This is a genomic window from Verticiella sediminum, assembly GCF_007558815.1.
Taxonomy (GTDB): Bacteria; Pseudomonadota; Gammaproteobacteria; order Burkholderiales; family Burkholderiaceae_B; genus Verticiella; species Verticiella sediminum.
In genome coordinates this window covers 543,698-562,572 of record NZ_VLTJ01000029.1, presented here as the reverse complement: position 1 = coordinate 562,572, position 18,875 = coordinate 543,698, and the positions used below count along the sequence as shown (strand labels likewise).

The 18,875-nt window shown below is 68.8% G+C and carries 14 protein-coding genes and 2 pseudogenes; 3 read left to right on the top strand and 13 right to left on the bottom strand.

Features of this window, described 5'->3' with window-relative positions; genetic code table 11:
- From FOZ76_RS17100 to tyrS, 7 genes and pseudogenes are all read right to left on the bottom strand, one after another.
- Window positions 1-263: pseudogene (locus tag FOZ76_RS17100) on the bottom strand (hypothetical protein); the annotation flags it as partial.
- Between the two features lie 275 nt (window positions 264-538).
- Window positions 539-1,687, bottom strand: a complete 1,149-nt coding sequence (ribD, locus tag FOZ76_RS17095; protein ID WP_143949463.1) for a bifunctional diaminohydroxyphosphoribosylaminopyrimidine deaminase/5-amino-6-(5-phosphoribosylamino)uracil reductase RibD — start codon at window positions 1,685-1,687, stop codon at window positions 539-541.
- A 63-nt stretch (window positions 1,688-1,750) separates the two neighbouring features.
- A complete protein-coding gene (locus FOZ76_RS17090; RefSeq protein WP_143949462.1) occupies window positions 1,751-2,731 on the bottom strand; it encodes a D-2-hydroxyacid dehydrogenase in 981 nt (326 codons plus the stop codon).
- A gap of 28 nt (window positions 2,732-2,759) precedes the next feature.
- Window positions 2,760-3,254 (bottom strand): transcriptional regulator NrdR, encoded by a 495-nt coding sequence (gene nrdR, locus FOZ76_RS17085; protein WP_143949461.1) that lies wholly within the window; start codon window positions 3,252-3,254, stop codon window positions 2,760-2,762.
- A 54-nt stretch (window positions 3,255-3,308) separates the two neighbouring features.
- Window positions 3,309-4,556, bottom strand: a complete 1,248-nt coding sequence (glyA, locus tag FOZ76_RS17080) for a serine hydroxymethyltransferase (RefSeq protein ID WP_143949460.1) — start codon at window positions 4,554-4,556, stop codon at window positions 3,309-3,311.
- 160 nt (window positions 4,557-4,716) lie between these two features.
- Window positions 4,717-5,370: a YbhB/YbcL family Raf kinase inhibitor-like protein gene (locus tag FOZ76_RS17075; RefSeq protein WP_143949459.1), complete on the bottom strand. Its 654-nt coding sequence runs from the start codon at window positions 5,368-5,370 to the stop codon at window positions 4,717-4,719.
- A gap of 119 nt (window positions 5,371-5,489) precedes the next feature.
- Window positions 5,490-6,725, bottom strand: a complete 1,236-nt coding sequence (gene tyrS, locus FOZ76_RS17070; protein WP_143949458.1) for a tyrosine--tRNA ligase — start codon at window positions 6,723-6,725, stop codon at window positions 5,490-5,492.
- 332 nt (window positions 6,726-7,057) lie between these two features.
- Between tyrS and FOZ76_RS17065 the strand changes: the two genes are divergently transcribed.
- The 3 genes and pseudogenes from FOZ76_RS17065 to FOZ76_RS17055 all read left to right on the top strand — a co-directional run bounded on the left by FOZ76_RS17065 (window position 7,058) and on the right by FOZ76_RS17055 (window position 11,247).
- Window positions 7,058-8,359 (top strand): M23 family metallopeptidase, encoded by a 1,302-nt coding sequence (locus FOZ76_RS17065; protein ID WP_246129572.1) that lies wholly within the window; start codon window positions 7,058-7,060, stop codon window positions 8,357-8,359.
- 33 nt (window positions 8,360-8,392) lie between these two features.
- Window positions 8,393-9,486: pseudogene (locus FOZ76_RS17060) on the top strand (anhydro-N-acetylmuramic acid kinase).
- 111 nt (window positions 9,487-9,597) lie between these two features.
- Window positions 9,598-11,247 (top strand): acyl-CoA dehydrogenase family protein, encoded by a 1,650-nt coding sequence (locus FOZ76_RS17055; protein ID WP_143949456.1) that lies wholly within the window; start codon window positions 9,598-9,600, stop codon window positions 11,245-11,247.
- A gap of 100 nt (window positions 11,248-11,347) precedes the next feature.
- Here the strand turns inward: FOZ76_RS17055 and FOZ76_RS17050 are convergent, their stop codons facing one another.
- The 6 genes from FOZ76_RS17050 to FOZ76_RS17025 all read right to left on the bottom strand — a co-directional run bounded on the left by FOZ76_RS17050 (window position 11,348) and on the right by FOZ76_RS17025 (window position 18,874).
- Complete coding sequence (locus FOZ76_RS17050; RefSeq protein ID WP_143949455.1) at window positions 11,348-12,103, bottom strand: SDR family NAD(P)-dependent oxidoreductase; 756 nt, start codon at window positions 12,101-12,103, stop codon at window positions 11,348-11,350.
- Between the two features lie 57 nt (window positions 12,104-12,160).
- Window positions 12,161-13,504 carry an MmgE/PrpD family protein gene (locus tag FOZ76_RS17045; protein WP_170235501.1) on the bottom strand — a complete coding sequence of 448 codons (1,344 nt, stop codon included), beginning with the start codon at window positions 13,502-13,504 and terminating at the stop codon, window positions 12,161-12,163.
- Window positions 13,505-13,566: 62 nt separating this feature from the next.
- Window positions 13,567-14,574, bottom strand: a complete 1,008-nt coding sequence (locus FOZ76_RS17040) for a tripartite tricarboxylate transporter substrate binding protein (RefSeq protein WP_143949453.1) — start codon at window positions 14,572-14,574, stop codon at window positions 13,567-13,569.
- Between the two features lie 59 nt (window positions 14,575-14,633).
- Window positions 14,634-16,025: an MmgE/PrpD family protein gene (locus FOZ76_RS17035; protein ID WP_143949452.1), complete on the bottom strand. Its 1,392-nt coding sequence runs from the start codon at window positions 16,023-16,025 to the stop codon at window positions 14,634-14,636.
- The gene (locus FOZ76_RS17030) at window positions 16,022-17,392 is read right to left on the bottom strand and encodes an MmgE/PrpD family protein (RefSeq protein WP_143949451.1); all 1,371 of its coding nucleotides are present in this window, start codon (window positions 17,390-17,392) and stop codon (window positions 16,022-16,024) included. The genes FOZ76_RS17035 and FOZ76_RS17030 overlap by 4 nt, the downstream gene beginning before the upstream one ends.
- A gap of 60 nt (window positions 17,393-17,452) precedes the next feature.
- Entirely contained in the window at window positions 17,453-18,874 is a 1,422-nt protein-coding gene (locus FOZ76_RS17025) for an MmgE/PrpD family protein (RefSeq protein ID WP_143949450.1), read from the bottom strand.
- Window position 18,875 lies beyond the last annotated feature (1 nt).

Genomic DNA, 18,875 nt, shown 5'->3' with positions numbered 1-18,875 from the left:
CAGGTGCGCGCTGGCGCCCTCGCGCAGGCGCACCTGGACCAGCGTGTCCACGTGGCGCCGGCCAGGCGCTGCAGCTCCTTGTCGAGGAACACCACCGGCACCGACCAGTCGACCAAGGCATGCACTGCCGGCCAGAACAGGGCCAGGCAGGGCTGGAGATAGGCTTCGAGTGCATCTTTCCAGCGCCCGTCGTGGTCGGCCTCGGGGGCCGCGTCCGGGTAGGGTTCGGGCAGCGGATCGCCTGGCGGCAAGGCAGCGGGCATGTCGTCTCCTGGGAAGACGACAGCCTACGGCCGCCAGCGCTCCCGTGCCGCACAAGTGCGGCGGATGGCACGCAGTGGTTTTTTTTGTCGCCGGGCCGCCCCAAGGCAAAAAGCGCCCCCTGGGGGGCAGCCAGCCGAAGGCGCAGCGTGGGGGCCTTTTCTCGGGCCTGACGGCCATGACGCCCGCTACCTGGCCGGGCACCATGCCCGGCTGCACTCCTATCATCCGCCCGGCGCCGACCCACGGGCGCGCGTCAGCGCGCAGGGGCGACATTTCAGCTCTGCCGTTCGCCCTGAACGGCGGCGAGCAGGGGCGCCCAGCTCGCCGGGCGCCGCGCGCGCAGCATCAGGTCCTCGCCGACGGGCTCCACGCCGGTGAACGTGAACTCCCGGCTGGCGGGCAGGCTGTCCAGGGCGGGCAGCCGCACCATGGGCGCGGCGTCGCCCAGCAGCATGGGGGCGATATAGGTGACGAGCTCGTCGACCACGCCCTCGCGCATGAAGGCGCCGTTCAAGGTGGCGCCGGCCTCGACGTGGATTTCATTGAGGTTCTGCGCGCCGAGCCAGCGCGTCAGCGCCTTCAGGTCGATGCCTGCGTGCGCCTCGCCCAGGCGCACGATGCGCGCGCCGCGATCGGCGAGCCGGGCGGTGCGCTCGGCGTTTTCGCTCGCCGTCACGATCCACACTTCGCCTTCGTCGAAAATGCGGGCGTAGGGCGGGGTGCGCAATTGCGTGTCGAGCACGATCTTGTACGGGATGCGCTGCGCGTCCACGCCGCGCGGCGTGAGCTGGGGGTTGTCGCTCAACACCGTGCCCACGCCGGTGAGCACCGCGCAGGCGCGCGCCCGAAAGCGGTGGCCGTGCTCGCGCGCCGCCGCGCCGGTGATCCATTGCGACACCCCGTTGTGCAGCGCGCTGCGGCCATCCAGGGAGCCGGCAAGCTTGAGCCATAGCCAGGGCGTCTTGCGCACCATGCGGGCGACGAAGCCGACGTTCTGCGCGAGCGCGGTCTCCAGGCCGACGCCCACCTTGACGTGGATGCCGGCCGCACGCAGCCTTGCCAGGCCCTGCCCGCCGACCAGCGGGTTGGGATCGAGCATGGCGATCACCACGCGCGCCGGGCGCGCGTCGATCAGCGCATCCACGCACGGCGGCGTGCGGCCGTGATGGCTGCAGGGCTCGAGCGACACGTAGAAGGTGCTGCCGGCCGGGTCCTCCCCCCGTGCGGCCGCGTCGCGCAGCGCGCAGACCTCGGCGTGCGGGCCGCCCGCCCGCTGGGTGGCGCCTTCGCCCAGCACCCGGCCGTCGCGCACGATCACGCAGCCGACGCGCGGGTTGGGCGACGTGATGTTCATGACGCCCCCCGCGAGCTCGAGGGCCCGCTGCATCCACAGTGCGTCAGTGTCTTGGGCTGTCATGGTCATCGTCTGGGACCGGGGCGGACCACGCCGCCCCTATGGCCGATTGTAGTGCGCGGCCGTGCCGCGTCAGCGGCGCGGCGCCACCGTACGCAGCGGGCTGCCGCGATGAAAGGCTTCGACGTTCTCCACGACCTGATCGGCCAGGGCGCGGATAGCCTGGTCGCTCGCCCAGGCGATGTGGGGCGTGAGCAGGAACTGGGGCAGCTCGGTCAGGCGCATGAGGACGTGGCCTTCGGGCAGCGGCTCGGCACTGGCCACATCGAAGCCCGCGCCCGCGATGCGGCCACTGCGCAGCGCGGTGTCGAGCGCGTGCTCGTTGACCAGGCCGCCCCGGGCGGTGTTGATGAGCAGGGGGCGGCGCTCCATCAGGGCGAACTGGGGAGCGTCGATCAGATGCTGCGTCTCGGGCCGCAGCGGTACGTGCAGGGTGATGACGTCGCTCTGGCGCAGCAGGTCCTCCAGCGGCAGGTACTCCGCCTGCGGCGCGTGGCGCACGCCGTGTTCTGCGTAGACCACCCGCATGTCCAGGGCGGCGCCGATGCGGCCCACCGACTGCCCCAGGTCGCCGTCGCCGATGATGCCAAGCGTACTGCCGCCCAGGTCGCGGATCGGGTAGTCATGAAAGCAGAACTGGCCGGACTGCTCCCAGCGCCCGCCGCCCACCGCGTCGCGGTAGGCGAGCAGGTTGCGGCGCAGCGCGAAGATGAGAGCGAAGGTGTGCTCGGGCACGCTGCGGCCCGCGTAGCCGCGCACGTTGCTCACCACGATGCCGCGTTCGCTGCAGGCCGCCAGATCGACGTTGTCGGTCCCGGTGGCGGCCACGGCGATCATCCTGAGGCGGGGCGCCGCGTCGAGGGCAGCGGCGTCGATGCGCACCTTGTTGACGATGACCACGTCGGCGTCGGCGATGCGCGCGGCGACCTCGTCGGGCCGGGTGCGGTCGTGCTCGAGGTAAGTGTTCGGAAAGCCGAACGGTTTGAGCGGAATATCGGAAGGGATGGTGGCGCGGTCCAGGAAGACCACGTGCAGGGGATCGTTGTGCGTCATGGCTCGGAAGGGATGGCGATGGGGACGTTCATCCGGCGTCGTCGCCGCCGCTGCGGCGCGATTTGCGTCCGGCGGGCTTGCGCATGTCGCGGATCATGGCCGTGAAGGCGCCGATGTCCTCGAAGCTCTTGTAGACGGAAGCGAAGCGGACGTAGGCCACTTCATCCAGTTCGATCAACTGGTTCATCACCAGCTCGCCGATGTCGGCCGAGGGCACCTCGCGCCTGCCCTGGGTCAGCAGGCTTTCCTCGATGCGCTCGGCGGCGCGTTCGATCTGCTCGGTGGCCACGGGGCGCTTGCGCAGGGCAAGGGTCAGGCTCGCCCGCAGCTTGGCGGGATCGTACTCGGCGCGCGCGCCGTTGCGCTTGACCACCATGGGCATCTGCACGTCGGCGCGCTCATAGGTGGTGAAGCGCCGGTCGCAGGCCGTACAGCGCCTGCGCCGGCGGATGACGTCGCCCTCTTCGGGGGCGCGCGTCTCGACGACCACGGTGTCGTCATGGCCGCAGAAGGGGCACTTCATGGCAAGGCCTTGCGCGCAGGCGTCGGCATGTCGCGCCCCTGTCGAGCGGCTGAATCAGCCGCCATACACCGGAAAGGCGCGCGTGAGCTCGTGCACGCGCGCGCGGACCTTGGCGAGGTTGGCCTCGTCGCGCGGGTTGTCCAGCACGTCGGCGATCAGGTTGCCGGTGAGGGCAGCCTCGGCCTCGCGGAAACCGCGCGTGGTCATGGCCGGCGTGCCCAGGCGGATGCCGCTGGTCACGAAGGGTTTTTCCGGGTCGTTCGGGATCGCGTTCTTGTTGGTCGTGATGTGCGCCGCGCCCAGGGCCGCTTCCGCGTCCTTGCCGGTGATGTTCTTGGGGCGCAGGTCGACCAGCATGACGTGGCTCTCGGTGCGGCCGGATACGATGCGCAGGCCGCGCGCGGCGAGCGTGGTCGCGAGCACTTGCGCGTTCTTGGCGACCTGTTCGGCGTACTGCTTGAACCCGGGCTGCAGGGCTTCCTTGAAAGCCACCGCCTTGGCGGCGATGACGTGCATCAGCGGGCCGCCCTGGATGCCGGGGAAGATCGCCGAATTGATGATTTTCTCGTGCTCGGCGCGCATCATGATGATGCCCCCGCGCGGGCCGCGCAGCGACTTGTGCGTGGTGGAGGTCACGAAGTCGGCGTGGGGCACCGGGTTCGGGTAGGCGCCGCCCGCGACCAGGCCGGCGTAGTGGGCGATGTCGACCATGAAATACGCGCCGCAGTCGCGCGCGATCTTGGCCATGCGCGCGAAGTCGATGCGCAGGGCATAGGCGGATGCGCCGCCCACGATCAGCTTGGGCTTGTGCTCGGCGGCCAGCTCGGCGAGGCGGTCGTAGTCGATCTCTTCCTTCTCGTTCAGGCCGTAGGACACGAAGTTGTAGAGCTTGCCCGAGGCATTGACCGGCGAGCCGTGCGTGAGGTGGCCGCCTTCGGCCAGGCTCATGCCGAGCACCGTGTCGCCCGGCTTGAGCACGGCCATGTACACGGCCTGGTTCGCCTGCGAGCCCGAGTTCGGCTGCACGTTGGCCGCTTCGGCGCCGAAGAGCTTCTTGAGGCGGTCGATGGCCAGTTGCTCGACGATGTCGACGTATTCACAGCCGCCGTAGTAGCGCTTGCCCGGATAACCCTCGGCGTACTTGTTGGTCAACTGCGTGCCCTGCGCCTGCATGACGGCGGGGCTGGCATAGTTTTCCGAAGCGATGAGCTCGATGTGCTCTTCCTGGCGCTGGTTCTCCTTGAGAACGGCAGCCCAGAGCTCGGCATCGGCCTGGTCGAGGGTGATGTTGCGGTCGAACATGGGGTACTCCCGGGGATGGGGCAGGCGAAACGAGCCAGTTTAATCGATTCTCCCGTGCGCTTTGCCGGATCTGCGGCGTGGGCGCGGCACCCGTACCGCGCGGGCCGCAAGCCGGCCGACGCCGCTGCCGCGGGGCCGCGGCAGCGGGCCGGCGGGTGGATCAGGCGCTGGTGGCGCCGATGCGCATGGGGGCCAGGCGCGGATTGAGCGTGTAGACCCCGGTCAGGCTGGCCTGCCCGAGCACGTGGCCTTCCATGGCGGCGCGCACGTCGGCGCCGGTGAAGGTGCCGTCCACGCCGAGCGTTTCGACGTCCAGCGCATACACCGTGAACACATAGCGGTGGACGATCGAGTCGTTCCACGGCGGGCACGGGCCGTCGTAGCCGAAGTACTCGCCCTGCATGTCGCGATCGTTGGCGAACCAGCCGGTGTAGTCGTTGATGCCCTGGCGCGCTTGCATCGGCGCCACCGGCCCGCCCTTGCCGTGCGGGGTGACGCCGCTGCTGAAGGCGGCTTCGTCGATGTCGTCGTGCTCGGGGGAGAGGTCGACCAGCACCCAATGGAAGAATTCCACGCGCGGCAGGTCGGACGGGATCTCGCGCCCCTCCTGGTTGACGTCGTCGGGTTTGCTCGGCACGTCGGGGTCGTGGCAGATCACGGCGATCGACTTGGTGCCCTCGGGCAGGTCGGACCAGGCCAGATGCGGGTTCAGGTTGTCCGCCATCGCCACGCGGGTCTTGGCGTCGATCTTGCAGAACGCATAGCGCGGCGGTATTGGCTGACCGTCGGTGAACGATTGGCTCCAGACTCTCATGATGGCTCCTAGTGACAAAGACAGTACCGCGCGCCGGCTCGTCCTGGGCGGAGCGGGCTGGCGGGCGGTACGGCGAGCAAGTCGGATGGCGGCGCAGGCAGCGGCCGCCGGGCGGTGGCTCAGGCGATGCTGACCCGAGCGAACTTCCGTTTCCCTACTTGTATCACATAGGTGCCGGCTTGCAGCGCCAGCCCCTTGTCTTCGATGCGGTTACCGTCCACGCGCACACCGCCCTGCTCGACGTTGCGCTGGGCTTCCGAGGCCGAGGCGCACAGGCCGGCCTCGCGCAGCACCTTGAGGATGCCGAGCGGCGCGCCGGCCAGGCTGACCTGCGGCATGTCCTCGGGCAGCGCGCCGTCCCGAAAGCGCGATTCGAACGCCGCCAGCGCCGCCGCCGCGGCCGGCTGGCCGTGATAGCGCGCGACGATCTCCTGGGCCAGCATCACCTTCACGTCGCGCGGGTTGCGCCCGGCCTCGGTCTCGGCGCGCAGGCGATCGATCTCGGCCATCGGGCGCATCGAGAGCAACTCGAAGTAGCGCCACATCAAGGTATCCGAGATCGACATGAGCTTGCCGAACATGGCGTCCGGCGCCTCGCTGATGCCGATGTAGTTGCCCTTGGACTTGGACATCTTCTCGACGCCGTCCAGGCCGACGAGCAGGGGCATGGTGAGCACGCACTGCGGCTCCTGGCCGTATTCCTTCTGCAGTTCGCGCCCGACGAGCAGGTTGAACTTCTGGTCCGTGCCGCCCAGTTCGAGGTCGGATTCCAGTGCCACCGAATCGTATCCCTGCATCAGCGGATACAGGAATTCGTGCACTGCGATCGGCACGCCCGCGCGATAGCGCTTGGTGAAGTCGTCGCGCTCCAGCATGCGCGCCACCGTATAGCGCGAGGCCAACTGGATCAGCCCGCGCGCGCCCAGGGCGTCGCTCCATTCCGAGTTGTACCGGATCTCCGTGCGCTGCGGGTCCAGCACCAGGCTGGCCTGGGCGTAGTACGTCTTCGCGTTCTCGGCGATCTGCTCGCGCGTGAGCGGCGGGCGGGTGGCGTTGCGTCCGCTCGGGTCGCCGATCATCGAGGTGAAGTCGCCGATGAGAAAGATCACCGTGTGGCCGAGATCCTGGAGCTGGCGCAGCTTGGTCAGCACCACGGTGTGGCCCAGGTGGATGTCGGGCGCCGTGGGGTCCAGGCCCAGCTTCACGCGCAGGGGCTTGCCCGTGCTGCGGCTGCGGGCGAGCTTGCGCGCGAACTCGGCTTCCACGAGGAGTTCGTCGCAGCCGCGCCGCACCACGGCGAGGTCGGCCTCGACTTCAGGCGTGATCGCGGGCGGCTGGATTCGGTCGTCGGACATGGATATACTTTCGTAACGTTTTAGGTGTTAACTGTTAGATTTTGCAAATAGGCTTGAAAATCAAGCGCATTTGCAAGATTCTTCGCGTGGTTTCTCAAGTTTCCTAGCTGGCCGCGGTCCTGGATTCGTCCGCCGCGCGGCCTGTCATGCGTTCCCGGCGCTCTTTTTGCCCGTTTCGGTGCGCGGCGCCGGCGTCTGTTGTTACAAATTTCTAGGGTAAATCCATAATGCGTTTCGGTTCCAACGCGTCAGGCCCGAGGAGATCCGACTTCCCCCGTCGATTTCTCGTGCTTTGCGCCTTCGGCCTATTCGGCGCCGCAGCGGCGGTGGGAATGGTATCGCAAAACGCCGATGCCACCGTCGTCCCGGACATCCGCCATATCGTCCAGACTCTCCAGCTTCCCGAGCCCGTCGCCGTGCCTTCGGTTCAGGCCGGCCCGGACGACGGCCTCTATGTGCGCGAAGAGCGCGTGCAGCGCGGCGATTCGGTCGCCAGCATGCTCAATCGCCTCGAGGTGAGCGACCCCGCCTTGCAGCGCTTCCTGGTGCAGGAGCCCGCCGCGCGCAGCATCTATCAGTTGTACCCGGGCCGCGCCATCCAGGTCGCCACCGACGCCGAGGGCGAGCTGCGCTGGCTGCGCTACGTGCACACGCCGGGCGCGCAGTCCGACGGCGAGGTCGTGCAGCAGTTGCTCGAAGTGCTGCGCACCCCGGAAGGCGGCTTCGAGGCCGCCGAGCACGAGTTCCCCGCCGAGCGCCGCATCAACGTCGGCATGGGCACCATCCGCAGCTCGCTGTTCGGCGCCACCGATGCCGCGGGCGTGCCCTACAACGTCACCCAGCAGATGATCGACATCCTGGCGAGCGACGTCGATTTCTTCCGCGATCTGCGTCCGGGCGACCAGTTCCGCGTGGTGTACGAGACCTTCACCACCAACGGCGAGAACGCCCGCAGCGGCCGCGTGCTGGCCCTGGAGTTCGTCAACAACGGCAAGTCGTACGAGGCCGTGTGGTACGACCCCGACGAAGCCGGCAAGTCGGGCGGCTACTTCGCGCTGGACGGCACCAGCCGGCGCCGCGCCTTCCTGCGCGTGCCGCTGGAGTTCACGCGCATCAGTTCCGGTTTCGGCCTGCGCCGCCATCCCGTGCTGAACACGATGCGCGGCCACAAGGGCGTGGATTACGCCGCGCCGCCGGGCACACCCATTCGCTCCACCGCGGACGGCACGGTCGAGTTCATCGGCTCGCAGCGCGGCTACGGCAACACCGTCATCGTCAAGCACCACGGCGAATACACCACCCTGTATGCGCACATGCGCGGCTTCGCTTCCAACCTGCGCAAGGGCAGCCGCGTGGCGCAGGGGGACGTGATCGGCTACGTCGGTTCCACCGGCATGGCCACCGGGCCGCACCTGCACTACGAGTTCCGCATCGCCGGCCGCCAGATCGACCCGCAGTCGTCCGATATCCCGATCGCCCAGTCGCTCGATGGCAAGGAACTGGATCGCTTCAAGCAGCACGTGGCGAGCTACCGCGGCCAGCTCGACATGCTCGCCAACCTGCAGAAGGCGCAGGACGGCACGCTCGACACCGACGGTGCGGTCGCCCTGGCCGACACCGGCGCTGCGCGCTGAACCGTGGCGCCGGCCGTCCCGTACATCGGCCTCATGTCCGGCACCAGCCTGGACGGTGCGGACGGCGTGCTGGCGGTCTTTGACGAGGCGGGCGGGCTGCCGCGCGTGCAGGCCGCCGCCAGCGCCCCGTTCGCGCCGGCGCTGCGCGCCGAACTGCTGGCCCTCAACCGGCCGGGCGACAACGAGCTGCACCGGGCCGCGATGGCGGCCAACCAGTTGGTGGACGTCTATGCGGATGTCGTCGGCCGTCTGCTCGGGGCGGCCGGCCTCGGCGCCCATGAGGTGCGCGCCATCGGCGCGCCCACGGCCAGACGGTACGGCATCAGCCCGCGCTCGGCTACACCCTGCAACTGAACGCGCCCGCCCGGCTGGCCGAGGCCACGGGTATCGCCGTGGTGGCCGACCTGCGCAGCCGCGACGTGGCGGCGGGCGGACATGGCGCACCGCTCGCGCCGGCGTTCCATCACGCTGTGTTCGCCGGCCCCACGCCGCGCGTGGTGCTCAACCTGGGCGGCATTGCCAACGTCAGCCTGCTCGAAGGCGGCGGCGTGCTGGGCTTGGACACCGGGCCCGCGAATGTCTTGATGGATCTCTGGGCGGCCCGCCACACCGACCAGCCCTACGACCGGGACGGTGCGCTCGCCGCCCGCGGCACCGTCGACGGCGAGCTGCTCGAACTGCTGGTCGCCAGCGAACCCTGGCTCGCCCTGCCGCCGCCCAAGTCCACCGGGCGCGACCTGTTCCATGCCGAGTGGCTGGACGACCGCCTGGCCCGCCATCGCAGCGCCACGGGCCGCGCGCCCGAGGCTGCCGACGTGCAGGCCACGCTGGCGGCCTACACCGCGCGTACGGTTGCCGACGCGATCCGCCGCCATGCCCCCGGCATCACCGAGTGCTACGTCTGCGGCGGCGGAGCGGCCAATCCCGTCCTGCTCGCCGCCATCGCCGCCGAGCTGCCCGGCGTCGTCGTGGCCAGCACCGCCGAGCTCGGCATCCCGCCGCAGCAGGTCGAGGCGCTGGCGTTCGCCTGGCTCGCCCGCACCCACGTCGAAGGGCTGTCGGGCAACCTGCCCGCCGTCACCGGCGCCCGCGGGCCGCGCATCCTGGGTGCGTACTACCCGGCCTGACACCGGCCGCGGTTTGCTCCTACACTCGAAGCACAGGCCCGCGCCCGCGCCGGCACGCATCGTCCGGCAAGACGTCCGGCGGCCGCCGCTCGAGATCCCGGAGGAGACGACATGGACAAGCACGCCACCCACGAGGTGATCAACCAGGTCGATGACCTGCCGCCCTACGACCTCTACACGACCGATGCCGGCCTCACCGACGCCCTGGGCCGGGTCGGCGCGGACCGGCTGGCCGGCAGGCTTTCGGCCTATGGCGCGGCCCTCGGCCTGCCGCAGGCCCGCGCCTGGGCCGAGGACGCCGAGCGCTACCCGCCCGAGCTGCAGACGCACGACCGCGCCGGCCATCGCATCGACCAGGTGCGTTTCCATCCCGCCTGGCACCGCTTGATGGGCATGCTGCGCGAGGCCGGCTTCGTCACGCTGCCTTACAGCGAGCCCGGGCCGGGCGCATGGCCGGCCTATGCCGCCGCCATGTACCTGCATGGCCAGGTGGACGCCGGCAGCCTGTGCCCCAGCACCATGACCATGGCCTCGATCGACGTGCTGCGCGACGAGCCCGCCCTGTTCGAGCGCCTGCGCGACAGGCTCTATGCCCGCGAGTACGACGAGCGCGATGTCCCCATCGAGGACAAGCGCAGCATCACCATCGGCATGGGCATGACGGAGAAGCAGGGCGGCTCCGACCTGCGTGCCAACACGACGCGGGCGGTTCCCGTGTCCGGCGTGGGACGCGGCGCCCGGTACGCCATCACCGGCCACAAATGGTTCTTTTCCGCACCCATGTGCGATGCGCACCTGGTGCTGGCGCGCACCGATGCCGGCCCCTCGTGCTTTTTTGTGCCGCGCTGGCGCGCCGACGGCACGCGCAACGCCATCGCCATCCAGCGTCTCAAGGACAAGCTCGGCAACCGTTCCAACAGCAGCAGCGAAGTCGAGTTTCACGACGCCGAAGGCATCATGGCCGGCGATGAAGGCCGAGGCATCGCCACCATCATGCGCATGGCGACGTTCAGCCGGCTCTCCTGCGTCATGGGCAGCGCCGCCTTGATGCGCCAGGCGCTCGTCCAGGCCCTGCACTACGCGCGCCACCGCTGGGCCTTCGGCCGGGAACTCGCCGAACAGCCGCTCATGCGCAGCGTGCTGGCCGATCTCGCGCTGGAAAGCGAAGCCGCCACCGCGCTGATGGTGCGGCTCGCGCATGCCTTCGCGCACGCCGACGACGAAGAGCAGCAGGGCTGGTGCCGCATCGTCATGCCGGCCGCGAAATTCTGGATCTGCAAGCGGGCGGTCACGCAGACCGGCGAAGCGATGGAGGTGCTGGGCGGCAACGGGTACGTCGAGAGCCGGCCGCTGGCCCGGCTCTATCGGGAGGCGCCCGTCAACTCCATCTGGGAAGGCTCGGGGAATGTCATCTGCCTGGACGTGCTGCGGGCCGTCGCCCGCCAGCCCGACGTCGCCAGGAGATTGTTGGGTCAATTTGCCGAGTTGGTGGCTGTGCACCCCGTCGTGGCGGATGCGCTGCGCCGGCTGGAGCGCGCCTTCGCGCTGCCCGAGGACGCCATGCAGGCCGCCGCGCGCGGCATCACCCAGGACATTGCGCTGCTTGCCCAGGCCAGCGTCATGCAGGCCTGCGCCCCGGCGCCGGTCGCCGAGGCCTTCGTGCGCAGCCGTTTCCATGCCGAGAGCGGCCGGGTCTTCGGCGTGTTGCCGCAGGGCCTGGATGCGGGGCCGATCCTGGCGCGAGCTCTGCCCCTGTTGTAGCGGCGCCGGTGGATGCTGCGGGTACGACAGGCCCGGTAGGCCCGGCGCGGCACAGGGAGTTGCCTGCGTATTCCGGCCTGCGTACCCACACCGTGCACGCCTAGAATGCGAAGAACCGTGCGCCGCCATCGAAAGCGATGATGTTCCCCGTGATGTAGCTCGAACGCGCAGAGGCGAGGAAGACGGCGAGATCGGCCAGTTCCTCGGGATTTCCCATGCGGCCCATCGGCACCTCTTTCTTCGCCCATTCGCGGCGAGCCTCCTCGGTTGGCCAGCGTTTGTCGATCTGCTCGCTGCGCAGCTTGCCCGGCTGGATGCAGTTGATCGTGATCCCGTCGGCAGCCACGACCTTGGAAAGGCCCTTGGACCACACATGGACCGCTGCCTTGGCCGCATGCGCGGCGTTGAGGTTGCGCGGCTCGCGCGTACCGGTGAGGTTGATTACACGGCCGTAGCCGTGCTTCTGCATCGACGGCAGCACGGCGTGGGTGAGTTCGCGCAGGCGAAAGAAGTTCAGCGTAACGCCTTCGTACCAGGCTTCCTTCGGGGCGTCGAGAGGCAGGGGACGGCTCCCGCCCGCGGCATTGATGAGAATCTCCACGTGGCCGAGCGCGGCGATGGCGCGTGCTGCGATGGTCTCGCCGGCGTCGTCGGGATACAGGTCGGCCTGCAGCGCTACTGGCCGCGCCCCGCCGGCGGAGACGATCTCCTGCGTCAGCGTTTCCAGCAATTCCGCTCGCCGCGCGACCATCGCCACGCGCGCGCCTTCGGCCGCGAGCGCCAGCGCGATGGCGCGTCCCAAGCCCTGACTTGCGCCGGTGACCAGCGCCGTACGGCCCTTCAATTCCAGGTCCATGACATTTCCTTCGGGGGTGAGAAAGACATGAGAGGCGACGGCGCTTCAGGGACGCCTTCACGCAGCCAACAGATGCGTGAGCTCATCGATGCGTTCCAGCTTGTCCAGGGAAGCGACCGCTTCTACGATTTCGCGTGCCCGGGCTTCGCCGAGCACGGGCAGAACGTTGAGCATGAACTTGCGCTCCAGTGCCGTATCGTCGAGGGGGCGGGCCCTGTCGCCGCTGGCAACGGCCTCGAATTCGGAGAAGCAACGGCCGTCGCGCGTGGTCACGGTCACGCGTGCAGGACTGCCTTGAGGGTGCGCGGCAGCCATCTCGTCGTCGACGACCACCCGGGTTCTCGCCACCAGGGCCCCGACTTCCGGATCGGCCCAGCGGCCGTGCTCGAACTGCGTTGCCGTGAGCCGGCCGTCGAGCAACGAGATCGCAACCGACACCGGCAGGCTGTGATCGGCCGTCTCGCGAGTGCCAGGCTGGAACTTGCTGGGATCGGCCGTACGCTCCACGGCCCGCCCGGGCATGGCAATCTCCACCAGCTCGATCTCGGCGTGATCCAGACGGGCATGCAGGCGCTGCGCAACCTCGTTCGGCGTCTGCAGGTCGACCTGCACGGGGAACTGCTTGAAGCTCACGTGCTCGATCAGCGCCGTATCGTCGCCGGCCAGCGCGGTGCAATCCAGGCTGCCTTTCGCCTGGCCATCGTGCGTCAGCCAGTTCAGCAAGTGCACCGGGCCGGTGTAGCCTCCCTGCGCAAGACGCACTGCCAGCAAAGCCTCTTTGCACGACCAGGCATAACCGATGGCCTTGGCCATCGACAGGTTGCCTTTGGACAGGGCGTGCAGCGTGAACTGCCGCACACCGGACAGCGCCGCCGCGTGCGCAGCGACCTCGGGGGACAGTTGCCACGCGCGTGCGATGACCAGCGGCGCAACCAGCCCCGCAGCGCTCACGTGGTGCATGCCCATGTGCTGGAGCGAAAAAAGCCGGGCCAGGCGAGACTGCGCTTCATAGCCCGCGACCACGGCCTCGATCAGCCCGCGGCCGCTGCCCTGGCATGACTCCACAGCGGCAAGCGCCAACGAAACGTTCTCGGAAGGGTGGCAGGCATCCTGCGCCCTGTACACATCGAGCAGATCGAGGTAGCGAAGCAGCATGCCATTGAGCAGTACTGCCCGTTCCAGCGAGGACTTGCCGCTCTCGCCGATCACAGTCGCCTCCGGTGCGCCGGCCGGCATCGCCGACGCCGCGATGCGAACGGGTTCGCAGCCGATGGCTGCGATCGCGCAGCCAAGGCTGTCGAGGATCGCGCGCTTGGCCGCATGCACGCAGGCCGCGGAGAGGTTCTCGTACCGTACCGAGCCGGTGATGGCGACGAGCCGCTCCAGCATATCGGATTGCATGGCAGCATTCATGCGATGACACTCCTTTCTCAAGACGCACGGGGGCCCGAGCCCCAGAGCAGTCACTGCTGGATCGTGATGCCCATGTCCTTGATCACCTTGCCCCATCGTGCGCTTTCGTCACGCATCGTCGCCGCGAACTGCTCCGGCGTATCGCCTACCGGCTCCACGCCTTCGCTCAGAAATCTGGTCTTGATGTCCGGCAGATTCATGATCCGGACGAATTCCTCGTTCAGCTTGGCAATGACGGCCGGCGGCGTCTGGGCGGGGGCGACGATCCCGAACCAGGAGCTGCCTTCGAATCCCGGCGCGCCGGCTTCGGCGATGGTCGGGATGTCCGGAGCAGCCGGCGAACGCGTGGCCGTGGTGATGCCCAGCGCGCGCAGCCGGCCCGCCTTCACGTGCGGCAGAGCCGTCATGATTTGCACGATCTCCACGGACACCTCGCCGGACAGCACGGCGTTGAGCGCGGGCGCCGCGCCTTTGTAGGGTATATGCGTGAGTTCGATGCCTGTCATCGACTTCAGGCTTTCCATGGCCAGATGCCCGAGGCTGCCGTTGCCGGAGGTACCGTAGTTCAATTTTCCGGGCTCGCTCTTGGCCAGCGCGATGAAGTCCCCCAGGGACTGCACGGGCAGTGCCGGATGCGCTACCAGAATGTTGGGCCCGTAGGCCAGCATGGTCACCGGCGCAAAGTCCTCGATGGGATCGAAAGGCAGCTTCGGCATCAGGCCCGAGATCATGGTGTGCGTGCTGCTGATGCACAGCAGCGTATAGCCGTCCGGTTCGGCTTTGGCGACGTGGTTGGTCCCGATCGTCTGATTGCCGCCCGGGCGGTTTTCCACGATCACGCTCTGCCCCCAGGCCTCCTGCAGCTTGGCTCCGACGGTGCGGGCCACTGCATCGATGCCGCCGCCGGCAGCCGTGGCCACGATGATCCGGATCGGCCGGTTCGGATAGGTCGCATCCTGTGCGAAGACGGTACGTCCCACGATCGCGTCGCCAAGGGCAAGAAAGAGTGCGGAACGAAGCACGTCTCGCCGGGTGGGCTTCCAGTGTGTGGCGGGCATGGCAGTCTCCTTCTCTATGGTTGTACGTGTAACGGGGAACAGGGCGGCGGGGCGCCCCGTCACGGGCTGCTCAGCGCGGCGGCCAGCGTCCCGACATCATCCAGGGACTCGAGGTCCATCACGAGATCCCGTACGCGCCTGCCGCCCAGGGGCAAGACATCCCGCGCCAGCGTGAAGAACTTGCGTTCGACCTCCGAGGCGGCGAAGGGCTGTTCCGGTTCGCCTCGCGCGTTGTCGATCGCGCCCCTGAAACGCCGCCCATCGCGCAGTACCACTTCAGCGTGGGCGCCGCGCCTGTCGGGATAGCCGTGGTCCAGGGCAGGGTCGACAGCCACCTGAATCCGCTCCATCAGCGCACGAATGTGCGGCGCCTGGAGCATCGCGTCGGTGTACTGCGCGATCGATGCGTCGCCGTTGGCGAGCGCTGCGGCAACCGCGAACGCGACGCAGTATTGCGCCTGCGTGCCGTTGGCCGGTTCGTGGATGGCGATGCGATCGGTCACCGAGTCGATCGCGATGCGCAGGCTGGCGATCTCGGCCGCATCGAAGCCGTGCCGCAGGCGCAGGGCTTGCACGACATCCACCGGCGCATGGTTTCCCCGACAGCCGCCGTGCATCTTGAGGTAGGTCTCGAGAATGCGGAAATCGCTGCCGAGCCCCGCCAGCATGTCGATGGCCGGCGCAGCGTCGGAAAAAGCCTGCAGGAAGCCATCCTCGATGATGCCGCCTGCGCCCACCGCGCCTTGTCCGGCGAACAGCGCAGCGAGCGCACCGCCCTCACAGCTACGCGCCACCTGGAGCGGCTGGCTGCCGGAGCTGGTGGAGGCCGCGATGAGCCCGACGCCCAGTGTCGCGGCGATCGCCAGCGCGTTGCGAGCCTGGCCCGGATCGTGACGCAGGAGATGAGCCGCGGCGGCGGCCGAGGCCGCGGCGCCCGCGACGGACGTGCTTTGGAAGCCACGCCGCACGGTCGAGGGGTAGATGGCGCGGCCCAGGCGCAGGAAGACGTCGTAGCCGACGACGACTGCGGCGATCAGGTCTCGACCGCTGGCGCCTTGCGCCTCGGCGAAGGCGATCGCGCACGGGATGACGACGGAAGACGGGTGGCCGCCGCTGAAGCGCGAACCGTCTTCGAGATAGAGGGCGTGCGACAGGAAACTGTTGAGCAGGATCGCGTCGCGCAGGGCCAGCCTGTCGCGCAGGCCCCATGCGTTCGTGGCGCCCTGGGATGTCAGCAGCGGCAGCAGTTGCGCGTGCCTGGCTCTTCCATAGGCCGCCAGCGCGGCGCCCAGTACGTCCAGGATGCGCAGCTTCGCCGCCTCGGTCACGGCGGCGGGCAGCGCTTCGAAGCGCGTCGCGGCCACGAATGCGCCAAAGGCCTCCGCCAAGCTCGGGCCCCCGGCAGCCGGGAGCGCCTTCCCCGTGGTTCCGGTGTCGGGTCGGTCTTTCATGGCGGCATGACCTGCGTCCCGGCCATCAGCGCTGCGATGTCGGTGCACGCTTCGACGTTCCCGACGGCATCGAGCAGGCGCACCGTCCCTGCCTCGCCGAGAACGGGCGCGGCAAGGGTGCGGAACTTGGCTTCGAGCTCCAGGTCGCTCAATGGCCAGCGGACCGAGCCGCGCGGGTAATCGACCTGCTGGACCATGCGCCGTCCGTCCTGCATATGGATGACCATACGGCATGAGACGCCGCGCTGGAGCGACGGGTCGACGCCGACATGCACTCGCGACATGAGCCGGTGCACGAGCCGGTCCCCGAGGTTGCGCTCCGTATACTGGTCCAGCAGCGCCGCACCGTCCTTGAGCGCCACGGCCACCGAGAACTCGAGGCTCATCTGCGCGGCATGGTAGGAGCCGGGCGTGCGGTTGCGGTGCTTGTGCGCCCATGACGGATGGCGCGCGATCTCGATGGTCTCGATCTGCTCCAGGTCGGGCCGATGGCGCTCGCGGATGGCGAGCGCGCAGTCGATGGCGTTGTGGATCGGGCGTGCGCAGGCGTAGGGCTTGAACTCGATGTCCAGCCGGTAAGGTACATCGAGGTCCTTCACGAGCGCGCCGGCGTCCGCGCGGTCGGTGAAAGCCCGCAGGAAGCCGCGCGGGCCATCGAGCACCGTGTCCTGGCCGGTGTAGCCGAGCTGCGCCATGCGCGCTGCCGTCAGGCCACCCCGCGCCGCCGGCCCGGGGCTGAAGCGCTTCTGCATCGACGGCCCATGGAACTCGAGGATACCGCCCGCCTGGGCGCCCGCCAGGCCGATGGCCGAGACCATCTGCACGGGCGGCAAGTCCCATAGCCGACCGGCCGCCACGGTGGCGCCGAAGACGCCGATCGCCGCCGTGGAGTGAAAGCACCGGTCGCGCAGCGAGGGGTTGGCGGCCCGGCTCAGGCGTTGCATCATTTCGCAGCCCGCAACGATGGCTGCAAGCAGCATGTGGCCGGAACGGTGGGCGACTTGCGCAGCGGCGAGCGCAGCCGACACCACCGGCGCACTGAAGTGCAGATAGGAGTCCACGTCGCTATCGTCGAGCTCGATGCTGTGCGCGGAAATCGCGTTGGCGAAGGCCGCCCGCTCCGCCGAAACGCCTGCGCCTGCGCCGCCGATCAGGCTTGCCTGCCCTGTATCGCCGTCGTGCTGCGCATAGCGCAGGGCGATCCGGCCGCTTTCGCTGGAACTTCCCGCCAGCGCAACCCCAAGGTAATCCAGCAACAGGCTTCTTGCCGTCACACGCGCAGCCTCGGCGGGTGCGGCGGCGCGCGGTCCGACGAAATGCTCGGCAAGGCGCTGCGTCAGGCTCGGTACCGTTGCGTGCATGTCCATGGTCAACGGCTCCGTTCCGTCGTATCGCGTCGGATCGAAGCCGCGGACAGGGTGAGGCGGTCAGGCGGCATCGAGAGCACCTCGGCCACGCGCCAGCAGCGGCCCCAGGCGCACCGCGTCGTCCAGCCGCTCGAGGTCCAGCACGGCTTCGCGAAGCGCATCCATTTGCCGGGTCGGCAGGACGTGGCGCACGAGCTTCTCGTACTTGGCAACGATGTCCGCCGCAGGCGCGAAGCGCTTCTCGCTGCCGCGCGACACCTCGACCGTACGCTCCAGCCGTCCCCCGTCCTTGAAGAAGACCTCCACGCGAACCATATGGCGATAGCGCGCACCGCGCGCCGTGATGGCCGCATCCTCAATGACCTTCACCCGGTCGGCCAGGGCAATGCGCTGCGCGTCGTGAATCGACTCGGGGGTGAACTGGTCGACGAAGACGTCGCCCTCGAGCAGCAGCGTGGCGATGCAGAACGGCAGGTTGAGTTGGGCGGAGGTCATCCCTTCTGGCCGGTATTTCCAGCCCACATGGTCCATCGTGACCTTCGAGCCGTGCACCACGATGCGCTCGACGTCCGCCGGGCCGAAGGGCCGCTCCTGCTGTATCTCGCGGATGGCATCGAGCGCGGTATGGCCGCTGAACACGCAAGCGTAGAACTTGAGCGACACATTCATGGTCTCCCAATGCGTGCCCAGGCCCGCGCACAGTTCCTCGATCCGGAAGCGGTCGTTCGAACGCGAGTAGGTCGTGAGAAAGCCCCCGTACTCGGATTCGAAGACATTCACGATGCCTGTCAGCCCTTCCTCGGCGAACAGGGCGCCCATCATCCCGCATTCGGCGGCATGGCCAGCATGCACACGCTTGATCATGGCGCCGTACTGCGCCGCCATGAGCCCGGAGGCCTGCGAGCCCGCATGTCCCAGTGCCCACTGAGTACGCGATGCATCCAGCCCGATGGCTCGCGCCGAGCCGCAGGCGGCGGCGAAAATGCCGACGGTGCCAGCGGGATGCCAGCCCTGTCCGATGTGATCGGGAGTCATGCAGATGCCCACGCGCGAGCCGATCTCGTAGCCGGCCACGGCCGCCACGATGAGATCCCGGCCCGACATGCCGCCGCGCGATTCGGCCAGGGCCACCAGGGGCGAGAGCGTTGCCGCGCCCAGATGCACCACGCCACGGTGATTGGCATCGTCGAGTTCGAAACCCTGCACCTGCGTGCCGTTGATGAGCGCAGCACTCGGTGCCGAGAGCTTCTGGCTGGTGCCCCAGATGGTGCACTTGCGCGTATCGTCCACGCTGCCGCATGCCCGCTGCAGACTGCGGCTCCAGTCCAGTGCCGCGCCATAGAGCCCGCAGCCGAAGGCATCCAGCAGGAGCAGTTTCATGCGCTCCCGCACCTCCTGGGGAATGGCCTCGTAGCGTAGGTCGGCCACGAACTGCGCGATGGTTCTCGAATAGCGATCGTCGATCGTCTGTGTCTTGGACATG

What these genes read in the sequence shown, in the direction of transcription:
- ribD (WP_143949463.1), bottom strand. Translation starts at nt 1,687, where the DNA reads ATGACCATGACAGCCCAAGACACTGACGCACTGTGGATGCAGCGGGCC.
- FOZ76_RS17090 (WP_143949462.1), bottom strand. Translation starts at nt 2,731, where the DNA reads ATGACGCACAACGATCCCCTGCACGTGGTCTTCCTGGACCGCGCCACC.
- nrdR (WP_143949461.1), bottom strand. Translation starts at nt 3,254, where the DNA reads ATGAAGTGCCCCTTCTGCGGCCATGACGACACCGTGGTCGTCGAGACG.
- glyA (WP_143949460.1), bottom strand. Translation starts at nt 4,556, where the DNA reads ATGTTCGACCGCAACATCACCCTCGACCAGGCCGATGCCGAGCTCTGG.
- FOZ76_RS17075 (WP_143949459.1), bottom strand. Translation starts at nt 5,370, where the DNA reads ATGAGAGTCTGGAGCCAATCGTTCACCGACGGTCAGCCAATACCGCCG.
- tyrS (WP_143949458.1), bottom strand. Translation starts at nt 6,725, where the DNA reads ATGTCCGACGACCGAATCCAGCCGCCCGCGATCACGCCTGAAGTCGAG.
- FOZ76_RS17065 (WP_246129572.1), top strand. Translation starts at nt 7,058, where the DNA reads ATGGTATCGCAAAACGCCGATGCCACCGTCGTCCCGGACATCCGCCAT.
- FOZ76_RS17055 (WP_143949456.1), top strand. Translation starts at nt 9,598, where the DNA reads ATGGACAAGCACGCCACCCACGAGGTGATCAACCAGGTCGATGACCTG.
- FOZ76_RS17050 (WP_143949455.1), bottom strand. Translation starts at nt 12,103, where the DNA reads ATGGACCTGGAATTGAAGGGCCGTACGGCGCTGGTCACCGGCGCAAGT.
- FOZ76_RS17045 (WP_170235501.1), bottom strand. Translation starts at nt 13,504, where the DNA reads ATGCAATCCGATATGCTGGAGCGGCTCGTCGCCATCACCGGCTCGGTA.
- FOZ76_RS17040 (WP_143949453.1), bottom strand. Translation starts at nt 14,574, where the DNA reads ATGCCCGCCACACACTGGAAGCCCACCCGGCGAGACGTGCTTCGTTCC.
- FOZ76_RS17035 (WP_143949452.1), bottom strand. Translation starts at nt 16,025, where the DNA reads ATGAAAGACCGACCCGACACCGGAACCACGGGGAAGGCGCTCCCGGCT.
- FOZ76_RS17030 (WP_143949451.1), bottom strand. Translation starts at nt 17,392, where the DNA reads ATGGACATGCACGCAACGGTACCGAGCCTGACGCAGCGCCTTGCCGAG.
- FOZ76_RS17025 (WP_143949450.1), bottom strand. Translation starts at nt 18,874, where the DNA reads ATGTCCAAGACACAGACGATCGACGATCGCTATTCGAGAACCATCGCG.